The sequence below is a fragment of the Brucella sp. IR068 genome (assembly GCF_049065885.1).
Lineage (GTDB): Bacteria > Pseudomonadota > Alphaproteobacteria > Rhizobiales > Rhizobiaceae > Brucella > Brucella intermedia.
On record NZ_JBAKHE010000007.1, the window covers coordinates 153468 to 174067 of the forward strand.

Consider the following 20600-nt stretch of genomic DNA (forward strand, 5'->3'; position numbering starts at 1 on the left):
CGACCCGAGTGAACGAGGATCGATAATGTGCCGGAAGGCTCACCAGCCTTCCAGCACGACCTTGCCCTTTGCCTTGCCGCTTTCCAGCACCCCATGCGCCGCCTTGAGATTGGCGGCACTGATCGGGGAAAGGACTTCCGTCAGCGTTGTCCTGATCTTGCCTTCATCGACCAGTTTCGCGACTTCGTTCAGCAGTCTGCCCTGCTCCGCCATATCTGCGGTCTGATAGATCGGGCGCGTGAACATCAGTTCCCAGTGCACCGACACGGACTTGCGCTTGAAGGGCATGATGTCGAGCTTGTCCGGATCGTCGATCAGCCCGAAACGGCCCTGCGGAGCTATGAGCCTGACGATTTCGGAAAGATGATCCAGCGTCTGCGTCGTCGAAAAGACGAAGGCCGGTGCGCCAATCCCCAGAGCTTCAACCTGTTCGGCCAGCGGCTTGCGGTGGTCGATGACGTGATGCGCGCCAAGCTGCCTGACCCAGTCTTGCGTTTCGGGCCGCGATGCGGTCGCTATCACCGTCAGGTCAGTCAGTGCGCGCGCCAGCTGGATCGCGATCGAGCCCACGCCGCCCGCGCCGCCGATGATGAGGATTGCATTCGCCGCACCGGCGACCGGCCTGCGCACGTCCAGCCTGTCGAACAGCATTTCCCATGCGGTAATGGAGGTCAGCGGCAGGGCGGCGGCTTCGCCGTTGGACAGCGATGCCGGTTTGCGCCCGGCGATGCGTTCATCGACCAGATGGAATTCGCTATTGGCCCCCGGACGGGTCAGGGAGCCTGCATACCATACCCTGTCGCCGGGCTTGAAATCCCGAACCTGATCGCCGGTTTCGACGACGGTGCCGACAGCATCCCAGCCAAGCACCTTCCATTGGCCGGCGTCCGGTGAAACGCCGCTACGGATCTTGTAATCGACCGGGTTCACGGAAATCGCCTCCACCTGAACCAGCAGATCGCGCCCGGCGGCAACCGGCTTGTCCAATGTCACGTCGACAAGCGAATCGGTGCGATCCAGTTCACCGGCGTTCTGATAGGCAACAGCTTTCATCGTCTTTGCTCCATTTGCTATGGACCAAATATTAGACTACGTTCCCAATTTAGAAATACGCACAAATATCGCCTATAGTGTCGATATTTACACTTGGTATAAAAAGGATACCGGAATGGCCAAAGCCCGGCATTCCCGCTTCGACTGCAGTCCCGGCTGTGCGGTGGAAGCCGCCATCAGCCTGATCGACGGAAAATGGAAGAGCGTCGTGCTCTTTCATCTCATGGGCGGCACGCTTCGGTTCAACGAGTTGAGGCGACAGATACCGAGCGTCACCCAGCGCATGTTGACCAACCAGCTGCGCGAACTGGAAGAAGACGGGCTTATCGAGCGCAAGGTCTATGCGCAGGTGCCGCCGAAGGTGGAATACAGCCTTTCTCCGCTCGGCCGCAGCATCGAGCCGATCCTGCTCGCATTGAAGAAATGGGGCGACGCCAATATCGACCGGTTTGGCAAGCCGGTGAAGGAATCAGCGTCCTCTGTTCAGGAAGCGGCCTAAAAAGGGCGGCACCTGCCGCCCCTTCCATTGAGCCAGTCGTTACCTACACTGCCCGCTGCTCATGATGCGATAGCCTGCGCGGTCGGCTTCGCAACGGTTCGGGAAGGTTCGCCTGTCATTGCCGCGTTGCGCGCAAACCGGCATGAACTCCCGCGTGCATGCGCCTGCTCCCGGCCTGCCCGGCCTGTTGCCCTGGTGCGGCGGATGCATTCCGCCTGCGCCGCCCCAGCCCGGCCCCGGCCTCGATGAGCAGCGACCGTTCGAAATGACGCGATAGCCCTCTGCACGCGCCTGGCACGAATTGCTGAAGGTTTGACGCGACGATCCGCGCTGCGCGCAGACCGGCGCATAGTTCATCGGGCAGATTCGCGGCGGCTGTGACGGTCCGGGGCGCAGCGGCGGACGATGATCCACCCCGCCTTCCGCAACGCAACCGGCAAGAAGCAGCAGGCCCGCGAGCACGGACAGTTTTCTGAAACGATGAAATTGCATTTTCCTCTCCCTTTGTCCCGCCCCCTAAGATGGCGCAGCCTTCAATAAGGGCAAGTCCTTTCGCGAAAGTGCAAAACCTTGCGGACCATATCGACAACCCGCCCATATAGGTTACCTTGGCCGAAGTTGAGGGGCGGAACAGGCAGCATGAATCGTTACAGGCACAGCATAGCGGTTATCCTCGTTTCGCAGCTTTTCAGCCTGCCTCTCGGCGTCATTTCCTCCCATGCAGCCAGTGAGCCGACCCCGCCGGTCTATGCGCCGCCCCTGCCCCCGGAGAAGAAGACGCCGACCGTGGGCCGCATCTGCCAGCTCATCGGCGCCAATGCAGACGCCCACGGAATCCCGCGTGACTTCTTCGCGCGGCTGATCTGGAAGGAAAGCCGGTTCGACCACAAAGCGGTGAGCCCGGTCGGCGCCGAAGGCATTGCGCAATTCATGCCCTATACCGCCAGGGAGCGGGGGCTCGCCGATCCATTCGATATCGAGCAGGCCATTCCCGCCTCGGCGAGCTTCCTGCGCGACCTGAAAGGCGCGTTCGGCAATTGGGGCCTTGCAGCCGCCGCCTATAATGCAGGCGCGGGGCGCGTTTCCAGCTGGATGCGGTCCGGCGGCTTTCTGCCGCTCGAGACCGAAAATTACGTGCTGGACATTACCGGCGCCCCTGCCGACGACTTCGCCGCCGGCAAGGAGATCATGAACCGGCCGCTCGATCCCAAGCTCGCCTTTCACGACGCCTGCAAGCGCCTGCCGATCGTCCGCAGCGCCACCATTCCGATGTCGCGCGTCAAGCCAAAACCCTGGGGCATACAGGTTGCGGGCAATTTCCGCCGCAGCGCCGCCGTCAATCAATGGACCCGCCTGCGCAGGCAGTTCAGCGCCGTGCTTTCAGGCCACGAGCCGGTCGTCAGCCGCATACGCACGCCAATGGGACGTCGCGGCATCTATGCAGTGCGCATCGGCGCCGACAGCCGCGGGGAAGCCGATGGCATTTGCACAAAACTTCGCGCCGCCGGCGGCGCATGCATAGTTTTACGCAACCGATGAGAAAAACACGGTCAGTACCTGCTAAATCAGCGATATATTAGGGAAACCCTGTTCTGTTTTGGGATTCAACCGAGGATTTTCTTGAAACAATCGTAAAAAAATCAAACGATACCGGTTCGAAGATAACCAATCATGTCGACCCCAAAGAATTTGCTTGCCAAATACCGCTTCATAGATCAGTCTCCATCTGTTCGGGCATTTAGCGAACAAATGGAAGACTGGAAGAACGGCGTGCCGGGGCCGCTATAAGTTCCGGGTCGAAGGCTCCCCTTCGGCAATGATCGGTTCCTTCCCAATGTCGAGAACTGCCTGCATAACCCTCTGCCGGGTGTGTGGTGCGCTTGGCAGAAATAGTAATACCACCGTCTCCACAGGAGCGGTGGCGCCAAGGAAAAGGAACGGATCCCATGGCACAGACCGGACAGGTCAAATTCTTCAATACCGAAAAAGGTTTCGGTTTCATCAAGCCGGACGACGGTGGCGCAGATATCTTCGTACACATCTCCGCGGTACAGGCTTCTGGCCTCACAGGCCTCGCAGACAATCAGAAGGTTTCCTACGAGACGGAACCGGATCGTCGCGGCAAGGGCCCGAAGGCCGTGAACATCACCGTTACCGGTTGATCGTTCATTAAAGAACCTACCACTTGCCCCGGCTTCTGCCGGGGTTTTTTATTGCCTGCGCGGCGCCCCGTCTGGTTTCTTAGAGGTATTCGTTCAAGCGCGAAATATTACAGATACTGCGCGTAATTTACCGGAAAACGGGCGTTTTCCGCAGCCCTTCACCATTGTTCAGCCTCCATTCATGTCGAAAGAGTTAATCACTTATTCACAAACGATACGTGCCCCTTCGGCCAACGTATCGCAGACATTGCAGTCGAGCTTCTGAAGGAGCGAACAATGAACCGATTTGCGAAAACAGCCATTCTGGCAGCGGCATCCCTCGCGGCAGTTGCCGCGCCGCTTGCAACGGCATCGGCAGATTCCTGGGGTCGCCATGGTTGGAATCGTGGTGGCTGGGATCGTCCCTACTACCGCGACCGGCATCGCGGCCATGGCGACGCGGTTGCCGCAGGCGTGATCGGCCTTGCAGCCGGCGCCCTCATCGGCAGCGCGCTGAGCCAGCCGCAGCCGACCTATGTGCAGCCGGCCCCGGTCTATGCGCCGCCTCCGCCGCCGCCTGCCTATTATCCGGCAGCCCCGGCGCGCCAGGTAACCTATTACCGCGCGGGCTATGAGCCATGGAGCCGCGGCTGGTATCAGTATTGCTCCGACCGTTACCGGTCGTTCAATCCGAACACCGGCACCTATCGCGGTTACGACGGGCGCGATCACTTCTGCTCCGCGAATTGAAGCTGGCCAGTCCACCGGACTGGTCTCCTGTCCCGCTTCGATGCGCAGATAATGCCACTAAAAATAAGAAGAACGGCTACCCTGATCTCAGGGTAGCCGTTCTTGTTTGCGGTTTTTCTGTTATGCGTAGCCGATGTCGTTCAGGAACGGATTGGAGCGCCGCTCCTCGCCGAACCGCCCGCCCGGACCATGCCCGCAGATGAAGCCGATATCGTCGCCAAGCGGCAGCAGCTTTTCCTTGATGGAGCGAATCAGCGCCCCATGATCGCCGCCCGGCAAATCGGTGCGCCCGACCGAGCCGTTGAAAAGCACGTCGCCCACAATGGCGAATCGCGCCTCCGGGTTGAAGAACACGACATGCCCCGGTGCGTGGCCCGGCGTGTGGAAGACCTCGAACTCGTGTCCGGCAACGGAAACCTTGTCGCCCTCGTTCAGCCAGCGGTCCGGCGTCACGTTGCGCACGCCTTCGGTAAGGCCGTATTTCAGGCCGGTCGTCGCCAGATTGTCGAGCAGGAATTTGTCATCCTTGTGCGGGCCGATAATGTCCACATCCAGCGCTTCCTTGAGATCGAGCGCAGCCCCGGCGTGATCGATATGGCCATGCGTGATCCAGATGGCCTCGACCTCGACCCCCTGGGATCCAATCGCATCCAGGATGCGGTCTAGGTCGCCACCCGGATCGATCACCACACCCTTCTTGGTCTCGCTGTCGAACAGTATGGTGCAGTTCTGCTGGAACGGCGTGACGGGAACGATGATGGCCTGCAATTGCCCCATTGGTCTTACTCCACTTTATGGCGCGTCCCGCATAAATGACGGTCTGGAAAACGCTTTCTGTCCCACACTAGAACATTTCCAGCAAAAGTGCGAAGCGTCTACGCGGGGAAATCAGTTCACTGGACTGATTTCTTAACCCCCTTCGATGCGTAGGATAATGCGACAAAACAAATACTTAGAGCCCCGCCTGTCCGGTGAAGCTATAGAACATAATTCGCCCCGGGGATCGATAAGATTGTGCTTCAAACAGAACGTCTCGACCGGAACCGCTCCAAACAGATACGGGCGGCTGGTCGCCGCCCGTTTTCCCTCTCCAGGATTTGACCGGGACGCTTCCCCGAAAGCCGCTTCACGGTTTTCGGGACGCGCCCCGACAGTTCGTCTTGCCGGTTGTCCCCACAACCTTACGTTCTGCGGTGCATCAGGCCTTGGCGGCCATCGCGTTCTTGATCAGGCCGACAATGGCCGTGAGTACGATACCGCCGACACCGCCGCCAGCCAGCTGACCGACAACGCCGTTGAGAACGGAATCGAGACCGCCGCCGGATAGCATCGGAAGCAGCTGACCGAGGATGACACCACCGATGCCGCCCGCCACCGTGTTACCCGTGGTTCCCAGACTGATATTCTTGACTGCGCCTGCGATGTTGCCGCCAACCGCGCCAGCGACCAGCTGAAGAATGAGAGGTAGTAGAGCTTCCATAATCGTCACCCCATCTGAGTTTTAAACCGGAATAGCGCGACTCCGGCAAAAAAATCATGTGCCGAAACTTGCCAATGTCAAACAATAACCGACGGAAAAACAAAAAAGCGGCCCGAAGGCCGCTCTTTTTCTGTTTAAAACCCAGTTACTCCGCCGCTGCGCGCTTCGGCTGAACTTCCGCTGAATAGTCATTCATTAGAACATTTGTAATTTCGGAAGGCTTGAACCGGTATTGTCCGATTTCCGAAACCGGCGTCACTTCCGCAGCCGTTCCGCACAGGAAGCATTCGGAGAAACCGGCAAGTTCTTCCGGCATGATTGCCCGTTCGATGACTTCGATGCCGCGACGCTTGGCAAGATCGATGATCGTGCGGCGCGTGATGCCGTCGAGGAAGCAGTCGGGCTTCGGCGTGTGCAGCGCTCCGTCCTTGACGAAGAAGACGTTCGCGCCGGTCGCTTCCGCGACCTGTCCGCGCCAGTCGAGCATCAAGGCATCGGCATAGCCCTTGGCTTCGGCGGCATGTTTGGAGATCGTGCAGATCATGTAAAGACCGGCGGCCTTGGAGCGCGACGGCGCGGTGCGCGGGTCCGGACGGCAATATTCGGCGATGTCGAGCCGAATGCCCTTCATCTTTTCTTCCGGCGAGAAATAGCTCGGCCACTGCCAGATGGCGATGGCCAGATGAATGCGGTTGTTCTGCGCCGACACGCCCAGCGAATCCGAGCCGCGCCAGGCGATCGGGCGCACATAGGCGTCCTCGAAACCCTGCTTCTCGAGAAGCTCGCGGCAGGCATCATTGATTTCCGCGACGCTGAAAGGAATCTCGAAACCGAGAATGCGCGCGGATTCATGCAGGCGTTCGGTATGCTCGTTCAGCTTGAATATCTCGCCGCCATAGGCGCGCTCGCCCTCAAACACGGCGCTCGCATAATGCAGGCCATGGGTCAGCACATGGACTTTCGCATCTTTCCAGTCGACGAATTTTCCGTCCAGCCAGATGAATCCGTCCCGTTGATCGAATGGAATCGCAGCCATTTTCTTGCTCCTTGACTTTCCTCGCGGCGCTGTCTCGACACGGTTACAGGCCGATTTCAGACCGGACAAACTTCTCCGCGACCCGTCTTCCCCAGTTAAATCGATATAAATGGTGAGACGGCCACCTTTTTCTGCGTAACTGCTGGCCTTTTTGTTCAAAATGCTTTGAGGTCACGCAAACATATTGCGCGAAATCCAGCCGGAGCATGCATGGAAAGAAAATAAATCCTCCACCGGGATGGAATATTGCGGGTACTCTTCTCACCGTCCGCGTTCAGACGAACGGCGGCAAAGAGGCCAGCGCAATTATTCCTCCTTCATGCACGCGTCAGCGCAAACATTATTCCAAAAAAGCCAGCTCACGCTTATCGAAAATTATCTGGGCGATTGAATTATGTCAATAATGCTGACATATTTAACGCGGCAGAACGGAGCACAGATGTGAATTCGACGAACGATCTGAATTATATAAGCAATCCGTTGACGGCTGAGGAGGCGGCCGATCTCAACGTGATCGAACTTCTGTTTTTTTCCTATCGCGATTTCACCGCCGACCCTGATCTCATTCTGGAAAAGATCGGATTCGGACGGGCGCATCACCGCGTCCTCTATTTCATCAACCGCAAGCCCGGCATGACGGTTGCGGAACTGCTGGAGGTTTTGCGCATAACGAAGCAAAGCCTGTCGCGGGTGCTCAAGCAGCTCATCGATACCGGCCATGTCGTTCAGGCCACCGGCCTGCATGACCGCCGCCACCGCAAGCTCTATCCGACAAGGAGCGGCCGCGAGCTGACGCTGGCGCTGGCCCTTCCGCAGTCGCGGCGCATTGCGCGCGCGCTGGAGGATTGCGCCCCGCAGGACCGCGCGGTGATCGAACGCTTTCTCTATAATATGGTCAATCCCGAACGGCGTGCGCAGATCGACGAGTTTTCTGCCGATGATCCGTCGTCCCGGCAGGTCTGAGGCGAAGTGTTACGCATCGTTGCAGAAAGTGTCTGAATAAGAAGCGTCAGGCCGTCGCGAAAATGACGGGTTTCGACAAGCTCAGCTTGAGCAATACTTGAAGTATATGCGCCTCGGCAGCGCAGAAAGCCGCTATTTGCAGCAGGGCATGGCGGCTTTGGACCAGACACTGAATGATTGCATAAAAACAGGCGCATGCAGGCAGTGAATGGACGTGCCGCATTCCTGTCGGTAATATGCGTGCCAAAGCATCGGGCATGATGCCGGGATGCTGAAGTCAAATTATCGGAACGGGATCGAAACACGCCATGGCAGCAGAAGAAGAAAAAACGCTTTCGGATGACGCGCCGCATCTCCTCGTCGTTGATGACGATACGCGCATCCGCAGCCTTCTTTCGCAATATCTGACGAATAGCGGTTTCCGTGTCACCATGGCTAGCAGCGCCGCTGAAGCGCGCCGCAAGCTGGAAGGCATCGACTTCGATCTGCTCATCCTCGACGTCATGATGCCGGGCGAAACCGGCGTTTCGCTGACGCGCTCGCTGCGCGAGCAGAAGAATGTTCCCATTCTCATGCTGACGGCATTGTCGGAAACCGACAGCCGCATCGACGGGCTGTCCGCTGGCGCCGATGACTATCTGCCCAAGCCCTTCGATCCCCGCGAGCTGACGCTTCGCATCAACAATATCCTACGGCGCGGCGCGCCTCCGGCGCAGCCGAAGATCGAACAGATCGTGTTCGGCCCCTACACTTTCTTCATCCCGCGCCGCGAATTGAAGAAGGGTTCCGAAACGATCAAGCTGACGGATCGCGAACAGGACATCATGGCGATCTTCGCGGAGCGCGCCGGTGAAACGATCCCCCGTCACGAGCTGACCGGTCAGGACGGCGATGTCGGCGAGCGCACGATCGACGTCCAGATCAATCGCCTTCGCCGCAAGATCGAGCAGGACCCGGCCAATCCGGTCTGGCTCCAGACCGTGCGCGGCATCGGCTACAAGCTGAGCATCGAGTAGCATTCGGCAGAGCCGGGATAGTGCGATCGGAAATGGTATTCTCACAAAACGCGAAGCGCAGCCTGAAAAGAACTTTTCGGCTGCGCCAGACGCCGCGAAGGCCGTCGCGAAGCGCGATCACCGCCCCGAATACCGACCCGAATACCCCCCTTGTGCCGCAGCCAGTGTGGGCCTGACACGATGAAATCGCCCTTGAGAAAATTCTCCCGCTGGTTGGCCCGCACCATGCCCAAGGGGCTTTATGCGCGGTCGCTCATCATCATCATCGCACCGATGGTGCTGCTGCAATCCGTGATCGCCTATGTGTTCATGGAGCGTCACTGGCAGATGGTGACGGAACGTCTGTCCACCGCCGTCGTCCGTGATATTGCAGGCATCATCGATATTCTGGAAACCTATCCGCAGGAACCGGGCTACGATAATCTGATCCGCATCTCGCAGCAGCGGTTGGCGCTGAACATTTCGATCCTGCCGCCCGATCCGCTGCCGCCGCCCGGACCGAAGCCGTTCTTCGCCATTCTCGATTACTTCCTGAGCGAGGAAATCACCCGCCAGATCAACCGGCCCTTCTGGGTGGATACGGTGGGCGATTCCGATCTCATCGAAATCCGCATCAAGCTCGAGGACAAGGTGTTGCGCGTCTTTGCAAGGCGCAGCCAGGCCTATGCGTCCAATACGGGCATCTTCCTGACCTGGATGGTCGGCACCGCGCTCGTTCTGCTCATCATCGCCATCGCTTTCCTGCGCAACCAGATCAAGCCGATCCAGCAGCTTGCCGAGGCGGCGGAAAGTTTCGGCAAGGGGCGCCCCATGCCGGAGGGCTTCCATCCGCGCGGGGCCGAGGAAGTACGGCGCGCCGGCATTGCCTTCATCCAGATGCGCTCGCGCATCGAGCGCCAGATCGAGCAGCGCACGGCCATGCTGTCGGGCGTCAGCCACGACCTGCGCACCATCCTCACCCGCTTCAAGCTGCAACTGGCGCTGGCTGGCCATTCCATCGACACCGAGCCGCTCAATCAGGATATCGCCGACATGCAGACGATGCTCGAAGGCTATCTTGCCTTTGCGCGCGGCGAAGGTTCGGAAGAAACGGCAAGCTATGATGTCACCAAACTCTGCGAGAAGCTGGAGAACGAGGCGCGGCTGCGCGAACGCGGCTTCAAATATCATGTCGAGGGCGACAGCGAGGTTCATGTGCGCCCGAACGCCTTCTCGCGTCTGGTGAGCAATCTCGTATCGAACGCCTTCCGTCACGCGCAAAATGTCGAGCTGTCAATTTCGCATGTCGAAGGCTGGCTGAAAGTCGTCGTGGACGATGACGGACCGGGCATTCCGGAAGACCGGCGGGAAGATGTCTTCAAGCCATTCGTCCGGCTGGATGAAGCGCGAACGCAGGATTCAGGCGGCACGGGCGGGCTGGGGCTTGCCATTGCACGCGACATCGCGCGCAGCCACGGCGGCGACATTTCGCTGGAAGATTCGCCTCTGGGCGGCCTACGCGCCATCATCCATATTCCGGCCTAAGTTTAATGTAATTCTTATACAAGAATAGACGTTATATTTGATGTAATTCATAAAATTCGACTTCATTTAATATTAATCTGCAAGGATTCACCGTTGAAAAAAGAAATAATTTTGTTTTTTGTAATTTATACTTCATCATCGTTCTCGACAGCTGCCATGACGACCGACAATTCCGGCACCTCATCGACTGCCACTGTCATTAAACAAGGGAAGGAAATTCATTATACCGGCTGGCTAAACCAAGCTTCATTTGAAAAACTAAAAAAGCTCTACGATCCTTCGATCACGACGCTGGTTATCGACAGCAGAGGTGGACCGGTAGACACGGGCATGGATCTCGGGGAGTTTATCCATAAAAAGGGTATGGATGTTCATATCAAGCGACACTGCTTCTCTTCTTGCGCCAATTATGTCTTTCCGGCAGGAAAGATCAAATATCTGGACAAGGACAGCCAGCTCGGATGGCATGGCAGTGCATTTCAAATAGTGTCGGACGTGCTTGAAAAAGCGCCAGCCGCTGATAAGGCCAAGCTGTACCGCGCATTAACCGAAGAACGAGCCCGTGAATTCAGTTTCTATTCGTCATTGGGCGTGGAGCCCATGATGCCCCTATACGGCCTGGATCGCCTCGATCACGAATATAAAGACTGCAAGGGCTGGACCTATTCGCTGAAAGCGATGAAACAGCTCAATATTCATAATATTGTTCTTGCAGATAAAATCTGGAAACCGCAGGACACGTTCCAGAATCAGTGCATCTTCTCAATCGATAGCGTAACGCAATAACTACCTCTCTGCCTCCATTCTGAAAAGGTTCCTGAGCTTGCTCAGAAGCCTCCTCAGGATGAGGGATCGACGCGGTTGCTCAACGCGAAATCATCGTGCTCTCAATAAAGCTTGCCGCCGTTCGGCACCGGCTTGTCGATTGCCGCGAGAACCACTTCGCCGTCCTCGTCCGGCATGCCGAGCGTCAGCACTTCCGACATGAAGGGGCCGATCTGCCGCGGCGGGAAATTCACCACAGCCATGACCTGCTTGCCGATGAGTTGCTCGGGCGTGTAGTGCTTCGTGATCTGGGCCGACGACTTCCTGACGCCGATCTTTTCGCCGAAATCGATCTTCAGCTTGAAGGCGGGCTTGCGCGCTTCGGGAAATGGCACGGCTTCCACGATGGTTCCGCTGCGGATATCGACCTTTTCGAAATCTGCCCAGCTGATGGTGGTTGCTTCGCTCATTCTTTCACTCCCCGGCCCGCGCTCCCGGCCTCGCAGAAAACCCGGCGCGAGCGCCGGGCCAAAATTAAACTGATTTATAGTCAGGCGCGACCGACTGTCTCGAACACCACACTTTCCAGCGCCTCGCGGGCCGTGACGCCCGACCAGACCACGAACTGGAAAGCTTGGAAATAGGCCTCGCAGGCTTCCAGCGCCGCCGACAGCAGCACTTCCACCTGACGGCTCGTCGGTTCCGCGCCGCCCGCCAGCAACAGCGACTGGCGATACATGATCGCGCCTTCCTGCTGCCAGAGGTCGAAATGGCCCATCAGCAGTTTTTCGTTGATGAGCGAAAGCAGGCGCATCACTTCGTTGACGCGCGGCTCGGCCACCTTGATGTCGAATGCGCAGGCCAGATGCAGTGCCTCGAAATCCTCCATCCAGGAAAACGAGATGTGATAGTCAGTCCAGTTGCCCGCAACCGAGATTGCGATTTCGTCGTCGCCAGTCCGCTCGAACGTCCAGTCGTTTGAATGCGCGACCTGTTCGATCACATCCACCGGATGCGCCTCACGTGCGAATTCAAGCTCAAGAAGGCTCATGTCCGTTTCCTGTTCTGGGAACCATCTGCCCCCAGATGTTTCCTAATTCCCGGCGTGCAGATAACTGCCCGCCCGCGCCGGTCACCGCGCAAGAACAAGCGCAGGAAAACAGGCACGAATTGATCGGTCGAGGAACCGGCATGCACGGTGGCATGCAAGCGCCCCAATGGCACACGCACATACGCAACTGATACTGGAAAGCAGCCTGAAAGACGCGAAACCTGACACACAGCCCCTCGCCGCCGCCTACATGACCACATTACGAATCATGTAGTGTTTTCAGTCTATTGATGCTGAATCTGAACGCCAGCCCCTTTTCAAAAAAGAGACATGAAAGCATGTGGAAATATATGAAGGGCGGGCCGCACCCCTTGCCTTAACCGACTCTAAGACAAGGGTTTTTGCCACTTGCGGCCTGTTAATAAATATTCAGGGATTATTTTTGGATTTAGCCGAAGTTGAAGCCGATTTTGCCGATTTGGCATCGGAATCGACTTCGAATTTCGCAAGACGCGCTTCGAGAGCTTCGATTCTTGCCAGCAGGGCGCTGTTTTCGGCGCGCGCCTTGATCGCCATTTCACGAACGGCTTCGAAGTCTTCGCGCTGCACCACGTCGAGCGTGTTGAGCACCCGTTCGCCCTGTGAACGCAACGCCGTTTCCACTTCGCGGCGCACGCCCTGCGCAGCGCCTGCCGCATCCGTCACAAGCTTGGCGAGTTCATCGAGAACCCGGTTCTGTCCGCTGGTCATGGCAATCATTCCTTATTTCCAGGAGAGACCTGTTGAAAACATAAATTTGAAATAGGGCCGTCTCGGGTCCGATGCAAGCTCGGCTATGGAAAGTGATCGGCTTCGGCGCAACGAAAGCAAAATCAGGGGCTCCTGCGGGATCGGGAAACCCGAGGCGAATGTACTTAAGGCTGCCTTAAGGGTAGATGAGCACCGCAGGCACCGCAAAACGCGATTTGCAGCACGGCGGGAACGGCTTGACCGGCAAGGGCTGGTCCAGCATGTTCCCTCACAAAACGGAGTGATTTCATGATTGAGACGTTGCTGCCCGTATCGGCGCTCGCCTTCCCCAATATCGATCCGGTGATTTTCCGGATCGGGCCGCTGGCAGTGCACTGGTACGGCCTCGGCTATGTGGTCGGCATCATGTTCGCCTGGTGGTATGGCAAGAAGCTCCTGCGAAGCCACCGCCTGTGGGCGAACAACCAGCCGCCCATGGCCCCGGAAGCGCTCGACGACTTCGTCATCTGGGCCGCGCTCGGCGTCGTGCTTGGCGGGCGCATCGGCTATGTGCTCTTCTATAATTTCTCCTTCTACATCTCCAACCCGCTCGCCATTCCGGCGGTCTGGGATGGCGGCATGTCGTTCCACGGCGGCATTCTGGGCACGACGCTCGCCATGATCCTGTTTGCCCGCTCACGCGGCATCAGGGTGTGGAGCATGTTCGACACGATTGCCGCCGGCGTGCCGGTCGGCCTCGGCGTCGTGCGCGTCGCCAATTTCATCAATTCGGAACTCTGGGGCCGGGTCAGCGATGTGCCATGGGCGGTCTATTTCCCCAATGGCGGCCCGTTGCCGCGCCATCCAAGCCAGCTTTACGAAGCCTTGCTCGAGGGTCTCGTGCTCTTCTTCGTGCTGTTCCTGCTCGTCTGGGTCGGACGCAAGCTGAAGAAACCCGGCTTCATCGCAGGCGCATTCGTCACCGGCTACGGCCTCAGCCGCATCGTGGTGGAATTCTTCCGCGAGCCGGACGCCCAGCTTGGCTATCTCCTCGGCGGCTGGCTCACCATGGGCATGGTGCTTTCGGTGCCAATGGTGCTGATTGGCCTGTGGGCCATGTGGCGCGCCAACCGCGCAGCAGCCAAAGATGCCTGAGTCATTGCTGAAAGACCGGCTGAAACGCCTGATTGCCGCCTCCGGGCCGATCAGCGTCGCCGATTACATGGCCGCCTGCCTCGGCGACCGCGAGGCTGGCTATTATACCACGCGAGAACCTTTCGGACGTGACGGCGATTTCATCACCGCGCCGGAAGTGAGCCAGATGTTCGGCGAGCTGATCGGCATCTGGTGCGTCAGCGAATGGGATGCGCTGGGACGCCCGGACAATGTGGTGCTGTGCGAGATCGGCCCCGGTCGCGGCACGCTGATGAGCGACATGCTGCGCACCATCGGCAGGCTTGCCCCGCAAATGCTTGGCGCTGCCCGCATCGCCATGGTCGAAACCAGCCCGCGCCTTGTCGAAAGGCAAAAGGAAAAGCTGGCCGGTGCAGGCGTAAAAATCGACTGGTTCGAGCGCTTTTCCGACATAGCTGACGGGCCCCTGATCCTCGTCACCAACGAACTCTTCGACGCCATTCCTTTCCGCCAGTTCGTCAAGGTGGGTGGCCGCTTTGTCGAACGGATGATTTCGCTCGACGACAAGGACGAATTTCACTTCGTCAGCGGTCTGGGCGGCATAGATCCGGCTCTCCTTCCGCAAGATCACGCCACGGCGGAGGAAGGTGCCATCTTCGAAGCGGCCCCGGCGCGCACGGCCCTGATGCAGGAAATCGCCAGCCGTATTGCCACAACGCGCGGCGCGGCGCTCAACATCGATTACGGCCATCTGGAATCCGGTTTCGGCGATACGCTGCAAGCCATGCTGAAACACAGTTTTGACGATGTGTTCGCCCATCCGGGGGAAGCCGATCTTACCAGCCATGTCGATTTCGACATGCTGGAGAAGGCGGCACGCGCCAGCAATTGCAGGACCGGAACGATGACGCAGGGCGAGTTTCTGCTCGCAATGGGCCTGATTGATCGCGCCGGACGGCTGGGCGCGGGCAAGGATGCGGCATTTCAGGAAAAAATCCGGCAGGATGTCGAAAGACTGGCCGCGCCCGACCAGATGGGAACCTTGTTCAAGGTGCTGGCCATCAGCGATTCCGACACAAAGCTCATTCCTTTTGCAGTCCCATGTTAGTGAAAGCTTCGATTGACAAGCCAACCGACCTCCCCCACCATCCCGCCGTTTAACGAAAGAATGCCATGACCGACATGCCGCAACCGCTCCGTTCGCCTCTCCTTGAAAAGCCCGTCGGACAGAACGGGAAGCGGATTGCGCACGGCTTCTTCACCCGCAAGGGCGGCGTTTCCGATGGCATCTATACGGGCCTCAACGTCGGAAGCGGATCGAACGATGTACCGGAAAAGGTCGCGGAGAATCGCCGCCGCGTAGCCGAAAGCCTCGGCGTTGCGCCCGATCATCTCATGACCGTGCATCAGGTTCATTCGCCCGATGTCCTCCACGTCACCGAACCATTCGGCAGCCCGCGCCCGAAGGCCGACGCCATGGTGACCAATGTTCCCGGCATCGCTATCGGTGCGCTTTCCGCCGATTGCGGGCCAGTGCTGTTTGCCGATCACGAAGCGGGAATCATCGGCTCTGCTCATGCGGGATGGCGCGGCGCTTTCGGCGGCGTGCTGGAAAACACCATCGAAGCCATGATCGGGCTCGGCGCGAAGCGCGAGAATATCGTGGCTGTTCTCGGCCCCACCATCGGCCCCGACAATTATGAGGTAGGACCGGAATTCTATGCCGAATTCATCGGCAGGGACCCGGCCTATACCGCCTATTTCCGCCCATCCGACAAGGCGGACCACAAGCTGTTCGACCTGTGGACGTTCATCACCGACCGCCTGACGAAGGCAGGTGTGCAGGCGGAATCGCTGCGCCAGTGCACCTATGCCGACGAGGAGCAGTTCTATTCCTACCGGCGCACCACCCATCGCAATGAACCCGATTACGGGCGTCAGATCGCAGCCATTGCCATCATAGAAGACACCGCCACCCAGGAAGATTAGGAGAACCGCATGGCCCTTCACTTCGAGCCGGAAGAATTCGCCGCACGTCGCGACCGTCTGACCTTGAAGATGGAGGAGGAGAAGCTGGATGCCCTTCTGCTGTTCGCACAGGAGAGCATGTACTGGCTGACCGGCTATGACACGTTCGGCTTCTGCTTCTTCCAGTGCCTCGTCGTGAAAGCCGACGGGTCCATGGTGCTGATGACCCGCTCCGCCGATCTCCGGCAGGCGCGTCATACGTCGAATATCGAGAATATCGTGGTCTGGACCGACCGCGACAATGCCAATCCGGCTTCGGACCTGCGCAATGTCCTGACGGAACTCGACCTTCTCGGCACGCGGATCGGCATCGAATACCAGACGCACGGCCTCACCGGCGCAAATGCCCGCAAGCTGGACGAACAGTTGCAGAGCTTTGCCAAGCTTTACGATGCGTCCGGCATGGTGGATCGCCTGCGCCTGCTGAAGAGCCCTGCCGAAATCGCCTATGCCAAGCGCGCCGCGGAACTCAGCGACGATGCGCTTGATGCGGCGATCAAGCTGACCAAAGGCGGCGCGAGCGAAGCCGATATTCTGGCTGCGATGATGAGCGCCAATTTCGCGGGCGACGGCGATTATCCGGCGAACGAATATATCATCGGCTCGGGCGACGACGCCCTGCTCTGCCGCTACAAATCCGGCCGGCGCAAGCTGAACAAGAACGACCAGCTCACGCTCGAATGGTCGGGCGTCTTCCGGCATTACCATGCGCCGATGATGCGCACGCTGATCGTCGGCAAGCCGACAACGCATCATCAGGAGCTTTACGCCGCCGCGCGCGAGGCGCTGGAAGCCGTGGAAGCGGCGATGACGCCCGCCTCGACATTTGGCGACGTGTTCGATGCCCATGCGCGGACCATGGAGGCGCATGGCCTCACCCGCCACCGCCTCAATGCCTGCGGTTATTCGGTGGGCGCGCGCTTCACGCCGTCATGGATGGACCCGCAGATGTTCTATGCCGGAAATCCGGAAAGCATCCAGCCGGACATGACGCTTTTCGCGCATATGATCATCATGGATTCCGATACGCAGACCGCCATGACGCTGGGACAGACATATCTCACAACAAATGGGGCTGCTCAGCCATTATCCCGCCATTCTCTTGATATGATTGTCAAATGAGGCGCAATCGGCGATAAAACGGCACGTCGGGAAAAGTCGACGGAATGAACTGAAATGCCCTATCGCAGAGAACCTGCGCCTTCAGGAGCATGAAGCCGAACATGAACAAGGCACATCTTTCAACGATGCTGTTTCTGGCCGGGATGCTGACAAGCGTCCTCGCTGCCTGCAACAGCACTGAATCCGCGCTGAACGTGCAAGGCAGCAATCAGGGCCCGGGTCAAGCCTCTGGCCAGAGTTCGGGCCAAACCGTTGCACCGGCCACGACGCCCGGCACCCCGGCGACCGGCGCCGCGCAACCCGCCGGAACAACCGCAACCGGCACCCCGCCCGCAACCACCGCGCCAGCGGCGCCGCAGCGCAGTGCAGGCCTCAAGCCGGGCAAGCTGCATATCGCCCCCATCGTCGGCGCGCCGGTCAATGTGGTGACGCCGCTGACCCATCGCATCAACGATGACGCCAAGGCAAAGGGCATCGAACTTGCGGGCAATAATGATACGGGCGCGGCCTATGTGATGAAGGGATATTTCTCCGTTCTTTCGGAAGATAACCAGACCACGGTTCTCTACGTCTGGGACGTTCTCGATGCGTCCGGCAACCGCCTTCACCGCATACAGGGTCAGGAGAAAGTTCCGGGCGCTGCGGCAGACTCATGGAGCGTCGTTCCGGCTTCCGCAATGCAGGCAATCGCCGACCGCACCATGCAGGAATATTCGACCTGGCTTGCGGCAAATCGCGCATAGAAACTTGCTTCGGCAGCAAAAGACTGAAATCTTTTGCTGAATCCGTCTGTCATACTGTGGGAAAGCCGCAATACCGGCCTTTTTGCAGCAATTGTGTCCCTTCGGGCCTTGCAATAACTGTGACTCTTTGCAATAGCCCCCGCATCCGAAAGAACCTTGCAAGCTGCTGTACTTGATCCCGTCAGATAAGTACGCAGCTTTAAAATTTTTGAGATTGTCCGTTACGGCGGACTTTTGCGACAACCAGACTGCAAACCGCGACCGCATCGGCGTCAGAGGCAAAAGAATGAAACTTTTCGCAGGCAACTCCAACCGGGTTCTTGCCGAATCCGTTGCTCAATATCTCAACATTCCGCTCGGTAAGGCCAGCGTTCGTCGCTTCGCCGATCAGGAAATCTTCGTAGAGATTCAGGAAAACGTGCGCGGCGAAGACGTATTCGTTCTGCAATCGACCTCCTACCCGGCAAACGATCACCTGATGGAACTGCTCATCATGATCGATGCCTTCCGCCGTTCCTCGGCCCGTCGCATCACCGCAGTCCTGCCCTATTTCGGCTATGCCCGCCAGGACCGCAAGCCCGGCCCGCGTACGCCGATCTCGGCCAAGCTCGTCGCCAACCTCATCACCGAAGCCGGCGCCAACCGCGTCCTGACGCTTGACCTTCACGCCGGTCAGATCCAGGGCTTCTTCGATATCCCGACCGACAACCTCTACGCCGTTCCGGTCATCGCCCGCGATGTGAAGGCCCATTATGCCACCGGCAACTGCATGGTCGTATCGCCGGACGTCGGCGGCGTGGTGCGCGCCCGTTCGCTCGCAAAGCGCATCGACGCGCAGCTCGCCATCGTCGACAAGCGTCGTGAGCGCCCGGGTGAGTCGGAAGTCATGAACGTCATCGGCGATGTTTCCGGCAAGGACTGCCTGCTGTTCGACGATATCGTCGATTCCGGCGGCACGCTCTGCAATGCAGCCGAAGCCCTCCTCAACAAGGGCGCCAACAGCGTCACCGCCTATATCACGCACGGCGTTCTGTCCGGCGGCGCGGTTGCGCGTATCGCCTCGTCCAAGCTGAAGGAACTGGTCATCACCGATTCCATCCAGCCGACCACCGCCATCAACGACGCGCCGAACATCCGCGTGCTGTCGATCTCGGACCTCATCGGCGAAGCCATTGCCCGCACGGCAGCGGAAGAGTCGGTTTCGAGCCTGTTCGACTAAAACAACAGCCTGAGGGCGATCCCGAAACATGCCGCCAGCAACAGCACGAGCGGCATGTTCATCCTGAAGACGACAAGCAACAATGCCGCCGCGCCTGCGATCAGGACGGCGGCATTGTCTATTGTGCTCCAGACCGGAAGCGGCAGCGTGAAGGGACCGACAGCCTTCTCCACGACCTGTGAAAACAGGACATGCAGCGAGAACCACAGCGCCAGATTGGCAATCACACCCACGACCGCAGCCGTAATGCCGCCCAGCATCGCCGACAGCCAGCGCACCTGACGCAGCCGCTCCACGAATGGCGCGCCTGCCAGTATCCATAGAAAGCAGGGCACGAAGGTAAACCACAGCGCGATCAATCCGCCGAAAAAGCCGCCGAGCAGCGGCGACAGGCCCGAAAGGTTCGCCGCCCCCACGAAGCCGACGAATACCAGCACGAGGATCAGCGGTCCCGGCGTGGTTTCGGCAAGACCAAGCCCGGTCAGCATCTCGCCGGGCTTCATCCAGCCGAAATGCTCGACCGCCTGCTGCGCCGTATAGGAAAGGGCCGCATAAGCGCCGCCGAACGTTACCGCCGCAAGCTTCGAGAAAAAGGCAGCTTCCTGCACGAAGACATGCCCCCCGCCAAAGGCGAGGAAGAGCCCGATCAGAGGCAAAAGCCACAGCCCGCCCCAGATCAGTGTCTGCTGCGTGAATTCCCGCAGCGCACCGGGTGTCGCCTGCCCCAGAACTGTTGCTGCACTATTTCCCTGAATGGCATGGCGCAGGCCACCGGCGACAGCCGCCAGCAGCACGACGAGCGGAAACGGCAGTTTCAAAAGCGCTATCGCAATGAATGCCGCGACCGCCACGCAATAGGAAAAACCCGACGCCAATGTCCGTCTGGCCATCCGATAGAGCGCCTCAAAGACCACGGCCAGCACCGCAGCCTTGAGGCCGAACAGCAATCCCGCCACAACATCGACATGCCCGAAGGCGACATAAAGCGCCGACAATGCCAGCATGACGACAGCGCCGGGCAGCACGAACAAAAGCCCGGCCAGCAAGCCGCCGCGCCAGCCTTTCACAGCCCAGCCGGAATAGGTCGCAAGCTGCATGGCTTCCGGCCCGGGCAGCAACATACAGAAATTGAGCGCATGGATCAGCCGCTCCTGATCCATCCATTTCTTCTCATCCACGAGAACGCGCTGCAACATGGCGATCTGCGCTGCCGGCCCGCCGAAGGACAAAAGCCCGATCTTGCCGAATGTCGCGAAAAGTTCTTTGAAATCCGGCTGCTTTATTGGCTGTGTCACGCTGTCATCCTGAATGATCCGACCAAGCTCTTGCTGACAATCATTACAGGTT

The 20600-nt window shown here is 58.8% G+C and carries 23 protein-coding genes; 14 read left to right on the forward strand and 9 right to left on the reverse strand.

Annotated features, from left to right (window positions below):
* Positions 1-39: 39 nt before the first annotated feature.
* Positions 40-1053: a zinc-binding alcohol dehydrogenase family protein gene (locus ACOWVS_RS13805; protein WP_021586949.1), complete on the reverse strand. Its 1014-nt coding sequence runs from the start codon at positions 1051-1053 to the stop codon at positions 40-42.
* Between the two features lie 115 nt (positions 1054-1168).
* Between ACOWVS_RS13805 and ACOWVS_RS13810 the strand changes: the two genes are divergently transcribed.
* Positions 1169-1552 (forward strand): winged helix-turn-helix transcriptional regulator, encoded by a 384-nt coding sequence (locus tag ACOWVS_RS13810; RefSeq protein WP_006471908.1) that lies wholly within the window; start codon positions 1169-1171, stop codon positions 1550-1552.
* 39 nt (positions 1553-1591) lie between these two features.
* Here ACOWVS_RS13810 and ACOWVS_RS13815 read toward each other — a convergent pair whose 3' ends face one another.
* The gene (locus ACOWVS_RS13815; RefSeq protein WP_006467306.1) at positions 1592-2044 is read right to left on the reverse strand and encodes a Kazal-type serine protease inhibitor family protein; all 453 of its coding nucleotides are present in this window, start codon (positions 2042-2044) and stop codon (positions 1592-1594) included.
* Positions 2045-2191: 147 nt separating this feature from the next.
* Between ACOWVS_RS13815 and ACOWVS_RS13820 the strand changes: the two genes are divergently transcribed.
* The 3 genes from ACOWVS_RS13820 (at position 2192) to ACOWVS_RS13830 (ending at position 4443) form a co-directional block, all read left to right on the forward strand.
* Positions 2192-3091: an SPOR domain-containing protein gene (locus ACOWVS_RS13820; protein WP_021586950.1), complete on the forward strand. Its 900-nt coding sequence runs from the start codon at positions 2192-2194 to the stop codon at positions 3089-3091.
* A gap of 407 nt (positions 3092-3498) precedes the next feature.
* On the forward strand, positions 3499-3714 hold the full coding sequence (locus tag ACOWVS_RS13825) for a cold-shock protein (protein WP_006471910.1): 216 nt from the start codon (positions 3499-3501) through the stop codon (positions 3712-3714).
* 276 nt (positions 3715-3990) lie between these two features.
* A complete protein-coding gene (locus ACOWVS_RS13830) occupies positions 3991-4443 on the forward strand; it encodes a BA14K family protein (protein WP_006467309.1) in 453 nt (150 codons plus the stop codon).
* A gap of 120 nt (positions 4444-4563) precedes the next feature.
* On the opposite strand, the gene ACOWVS_RS13835 is transcribed toward ACOWVS_RS13830, so the two are convergent.
* The 3 genes from ACOWVS_RS13835 to ACOWVS_RS13845 all read right to left on the reverse strand — a co-directional run bounded on the left by ACOWVS_RS13835 (position 4564) and on the right by ACOWVS_RS13845 (position 6959).
* On the reverse strand, positions 4564-5220 hold the full coding sequence (locus ACOWVS_RS13835) for an MBL fold metallo-hydrolase (protein WP_025090524.1): 657 nt from the start codon (positions 5218-5220) through the stop codon (positions 4564-4566).
* A gap of 421 nt (positions 5221-5641) precedes the next feature.
* Positions 5642-5923, reverse strand: coding sequence for a hypothetical protein (locus tag ACOWVS_RS13840; protein ID WP_006471911.1), 282 nt, complete (start codon positions 5921-5923; stop codon positions 5642-5644).
* Between the two features lie 145 nt (positions 5924-6068).
* Complete coding sequence (locus tag ACOWVS_RS13845) at positions 6069-6959, reverse strand: branched-chain amino acid aminotransferase (protein WP_021586952.1); 891 nt, start codon at positions 6957-6959, stop codon at positions 6069-6071.
* A gap of 441 nt (positions 6960-7400) precedes the next feature.
* On the opposite strand from ACOWVS_RS13845, the gene ACOWVS_RS13850 reads away from it, so the two are divergent.
* From ACOWVS_RS13850 to ACOWVS_RS13865, 4 genes are all read left to right on the forward strand, one after another.
* Positions 7401-7922, forward strand: a complete 522-nt coding sequence (locus ACOWVS_RS13850) for a MarR family winged helix-turn-helix transcriptional regulator (RefSeq protein WP_006471913.1) — start codon at positions 7401-7403, stop codon at positions 7920-7922.
* Positions 7923-8230: 308 nt separating this feature from the next.
* Positions 8231-8938: a response regulator gene (locus ACOWVS_RS13855; protein WP_075042006.1), complete on the forward strand. Its 708-nt coding sequence runs from the start codon at positions 8231-8233 to the stop codon at positions 8936-8938.
* A 180-nt stretch (positions 8939-9118) separates the two neighbouring features.
* Positions 9119-10462 (forward strand): ATP-binding protein, encoded by a 1344-nt coding sequence (locus tag ACOWVS_RS13860; protein WP_006471914.1) that lies wholly within the window; start codon positions 9119-9121, stop codon positions 10460-10462.
* Positions 10463-10555: 93 nt separating this feature from the next.
* Positions 10556-11248 carry a hypothetical protein gene (locus ACOWVS_RS13865; RefSeq protein ID WP_128005737.1) on the forward strand — a complete coding sequence of 231 codons (693 nt, stop codon included), beginning with the start codon at positions 10556-10558 and terminating at the stop codon, positions 11246-11248.
* A 101-nt stretch (positions 11249-11349) separates the two neighbouring features.
* On the opposite strand, the gene ACOWVS_RS13870 is transcribed toward ACOWVS_RS13865, so the two are convergent.
* The 3 genes from ACOWVS_RS13870 to ACOWVS_RS13880 all read right to left on the reverse strand — a co-directional run bounded on the left by ACOWVS_RS13870 (position 11350) and on the right by ACOWVS_RS13880 (position 13028).
* Positions 11350-11697: a tRNA-binding protein gene (locus tag ACOWVS_RS13870; RefSeq protein ID WP_021586958.1), complete on the reverse strand. Its 348-nt coding sequence runs from the start codon at positions 11695-11697 to the stop codon at positions 11350-11352.
* An 80-nt stretch (positions 11698-11777) separates the two neighbouring features.
* Positions 11778-12278 carry a YbjN domain-containing protein gene (locus ACOWVS_RS13875; RefSeq protein WP_006467319.1) on the reverse strand — a complete coding sequence of 167 codons (501 nt, stop codon included), beginning with the start codon at positions 12276-12278 and terminating at the stop codon, positions 11778-11780.
* A 429-nt stretch (positions 12279-12707) separates the two neighbouring features.
* A complete protein-coding gene (locus tag ACOWVS_RS13880; protein ID WP_006471915.1) occupies positions 12708-13028 on the reverse strand; it encodes an accessory factor UbiK family protein in 321 nt (106 codons plus the stop codon).
* A 288-nt stretch (positions 13029-13316) separates the two neighbouring features.
* Here ACOWVS_RS13880 and lgt point away from each other — a divergent pair, with 288 nt between their 5' ends.
* The 6 genes from lgt to ACOWVS_RS13910 all read left to right on the forward strand — a co-directional run bounded on the left by lgt (position 13317) and on the right by ACOWVS_RS13910 (position 19253).
* Complete coding sequence (gene lgt, locus ACOWVS_RS13885) at positions 13317-14162, forward strand: prolipoprotein diacylglyceryl transferase (protein ID WP_021586959.1); 846 nt, start codon at positions 13317-13319, stop codon at positions 14160-14162.
* Entirely contained in the window at positions 14155-15249 is a 1095-nt protein-coding gene (locus tag ACOWVS_RS13890) for a class I SAM-dependent methyltransferase (protein WP_021586960.1), read from the forward strand. Before lgt ends, ACOWVS_RS13890 begins: the two co-directional genes overlap by 8 nt.
* A 65-nt stretch (positions 15250-15314) precedes the next feature.
* Positions 15315-16130, forward strand: a complete 816-nt coding sequence (gene pgeF / locus ACOWVS_RS13895; protein ID WP_021586961.1) for a peptidoglycan editing factor PgeF — start codon at positions 15315-15317, stop codon at positions 16128-16130.
* Positions 16131-16139: 9 nt separating this feature from the next.
* Positions 16140-17291 (forward strand): M24 family metallopeptidase, encoded by a 1152-nt coding sequence (locus ACOWVS_RS13900; RefSeq protein ID WP_021586962.1) that lies wholly within the window; start codon positions 16140-16142, stop codon positions 17289-17291.
* An 89-nt stretch (positions 17292-17380) separates the two neighbouring features.
* Positions 17381-18034 carry a hypothetical protein gene (locus ACOWVS_RS13905; protein ID WP_036592919.1) on the forward strand — a complete coding sequence of 218 codons (654 nt, stop codon included), beginning with the start codon at positions 17381-17383 and terminating at the stop codon, positions 18032-18034.
* Between the two features lie 286 nt (positions 18035-18320).
* The gene (locus ACOWVS_RS13910; protein WP_021586965.1) at positions 18321-19253 is read left to right on the forward strand and encodes a ribose-phosphate pyrophosphokinase; all 933 of its coding nucleotides are present in this window, start codon (positions 18321-18323) and stop codon (positions 19251-19253) included.
* On the opposite strand, the gene chrA is transcribed toward ACOWVS_RS13910, so the two are convergent.
* Complete coding sequence (gene chrA, locus ACOWVS_RS13915; RefSeq protein ID WP_021586966.1) at positions 19250-20548, reverse strand: chromate efflux transporter; 1299 nt, start codon at positions 20546-20548, stop codon at positions 19250-19252. The genes ACOWVS_RS13910 and chrA overlap by 4 nt on opposite strands.
* Positions 20549-20600: the final 52 nt, after the last annotated feature.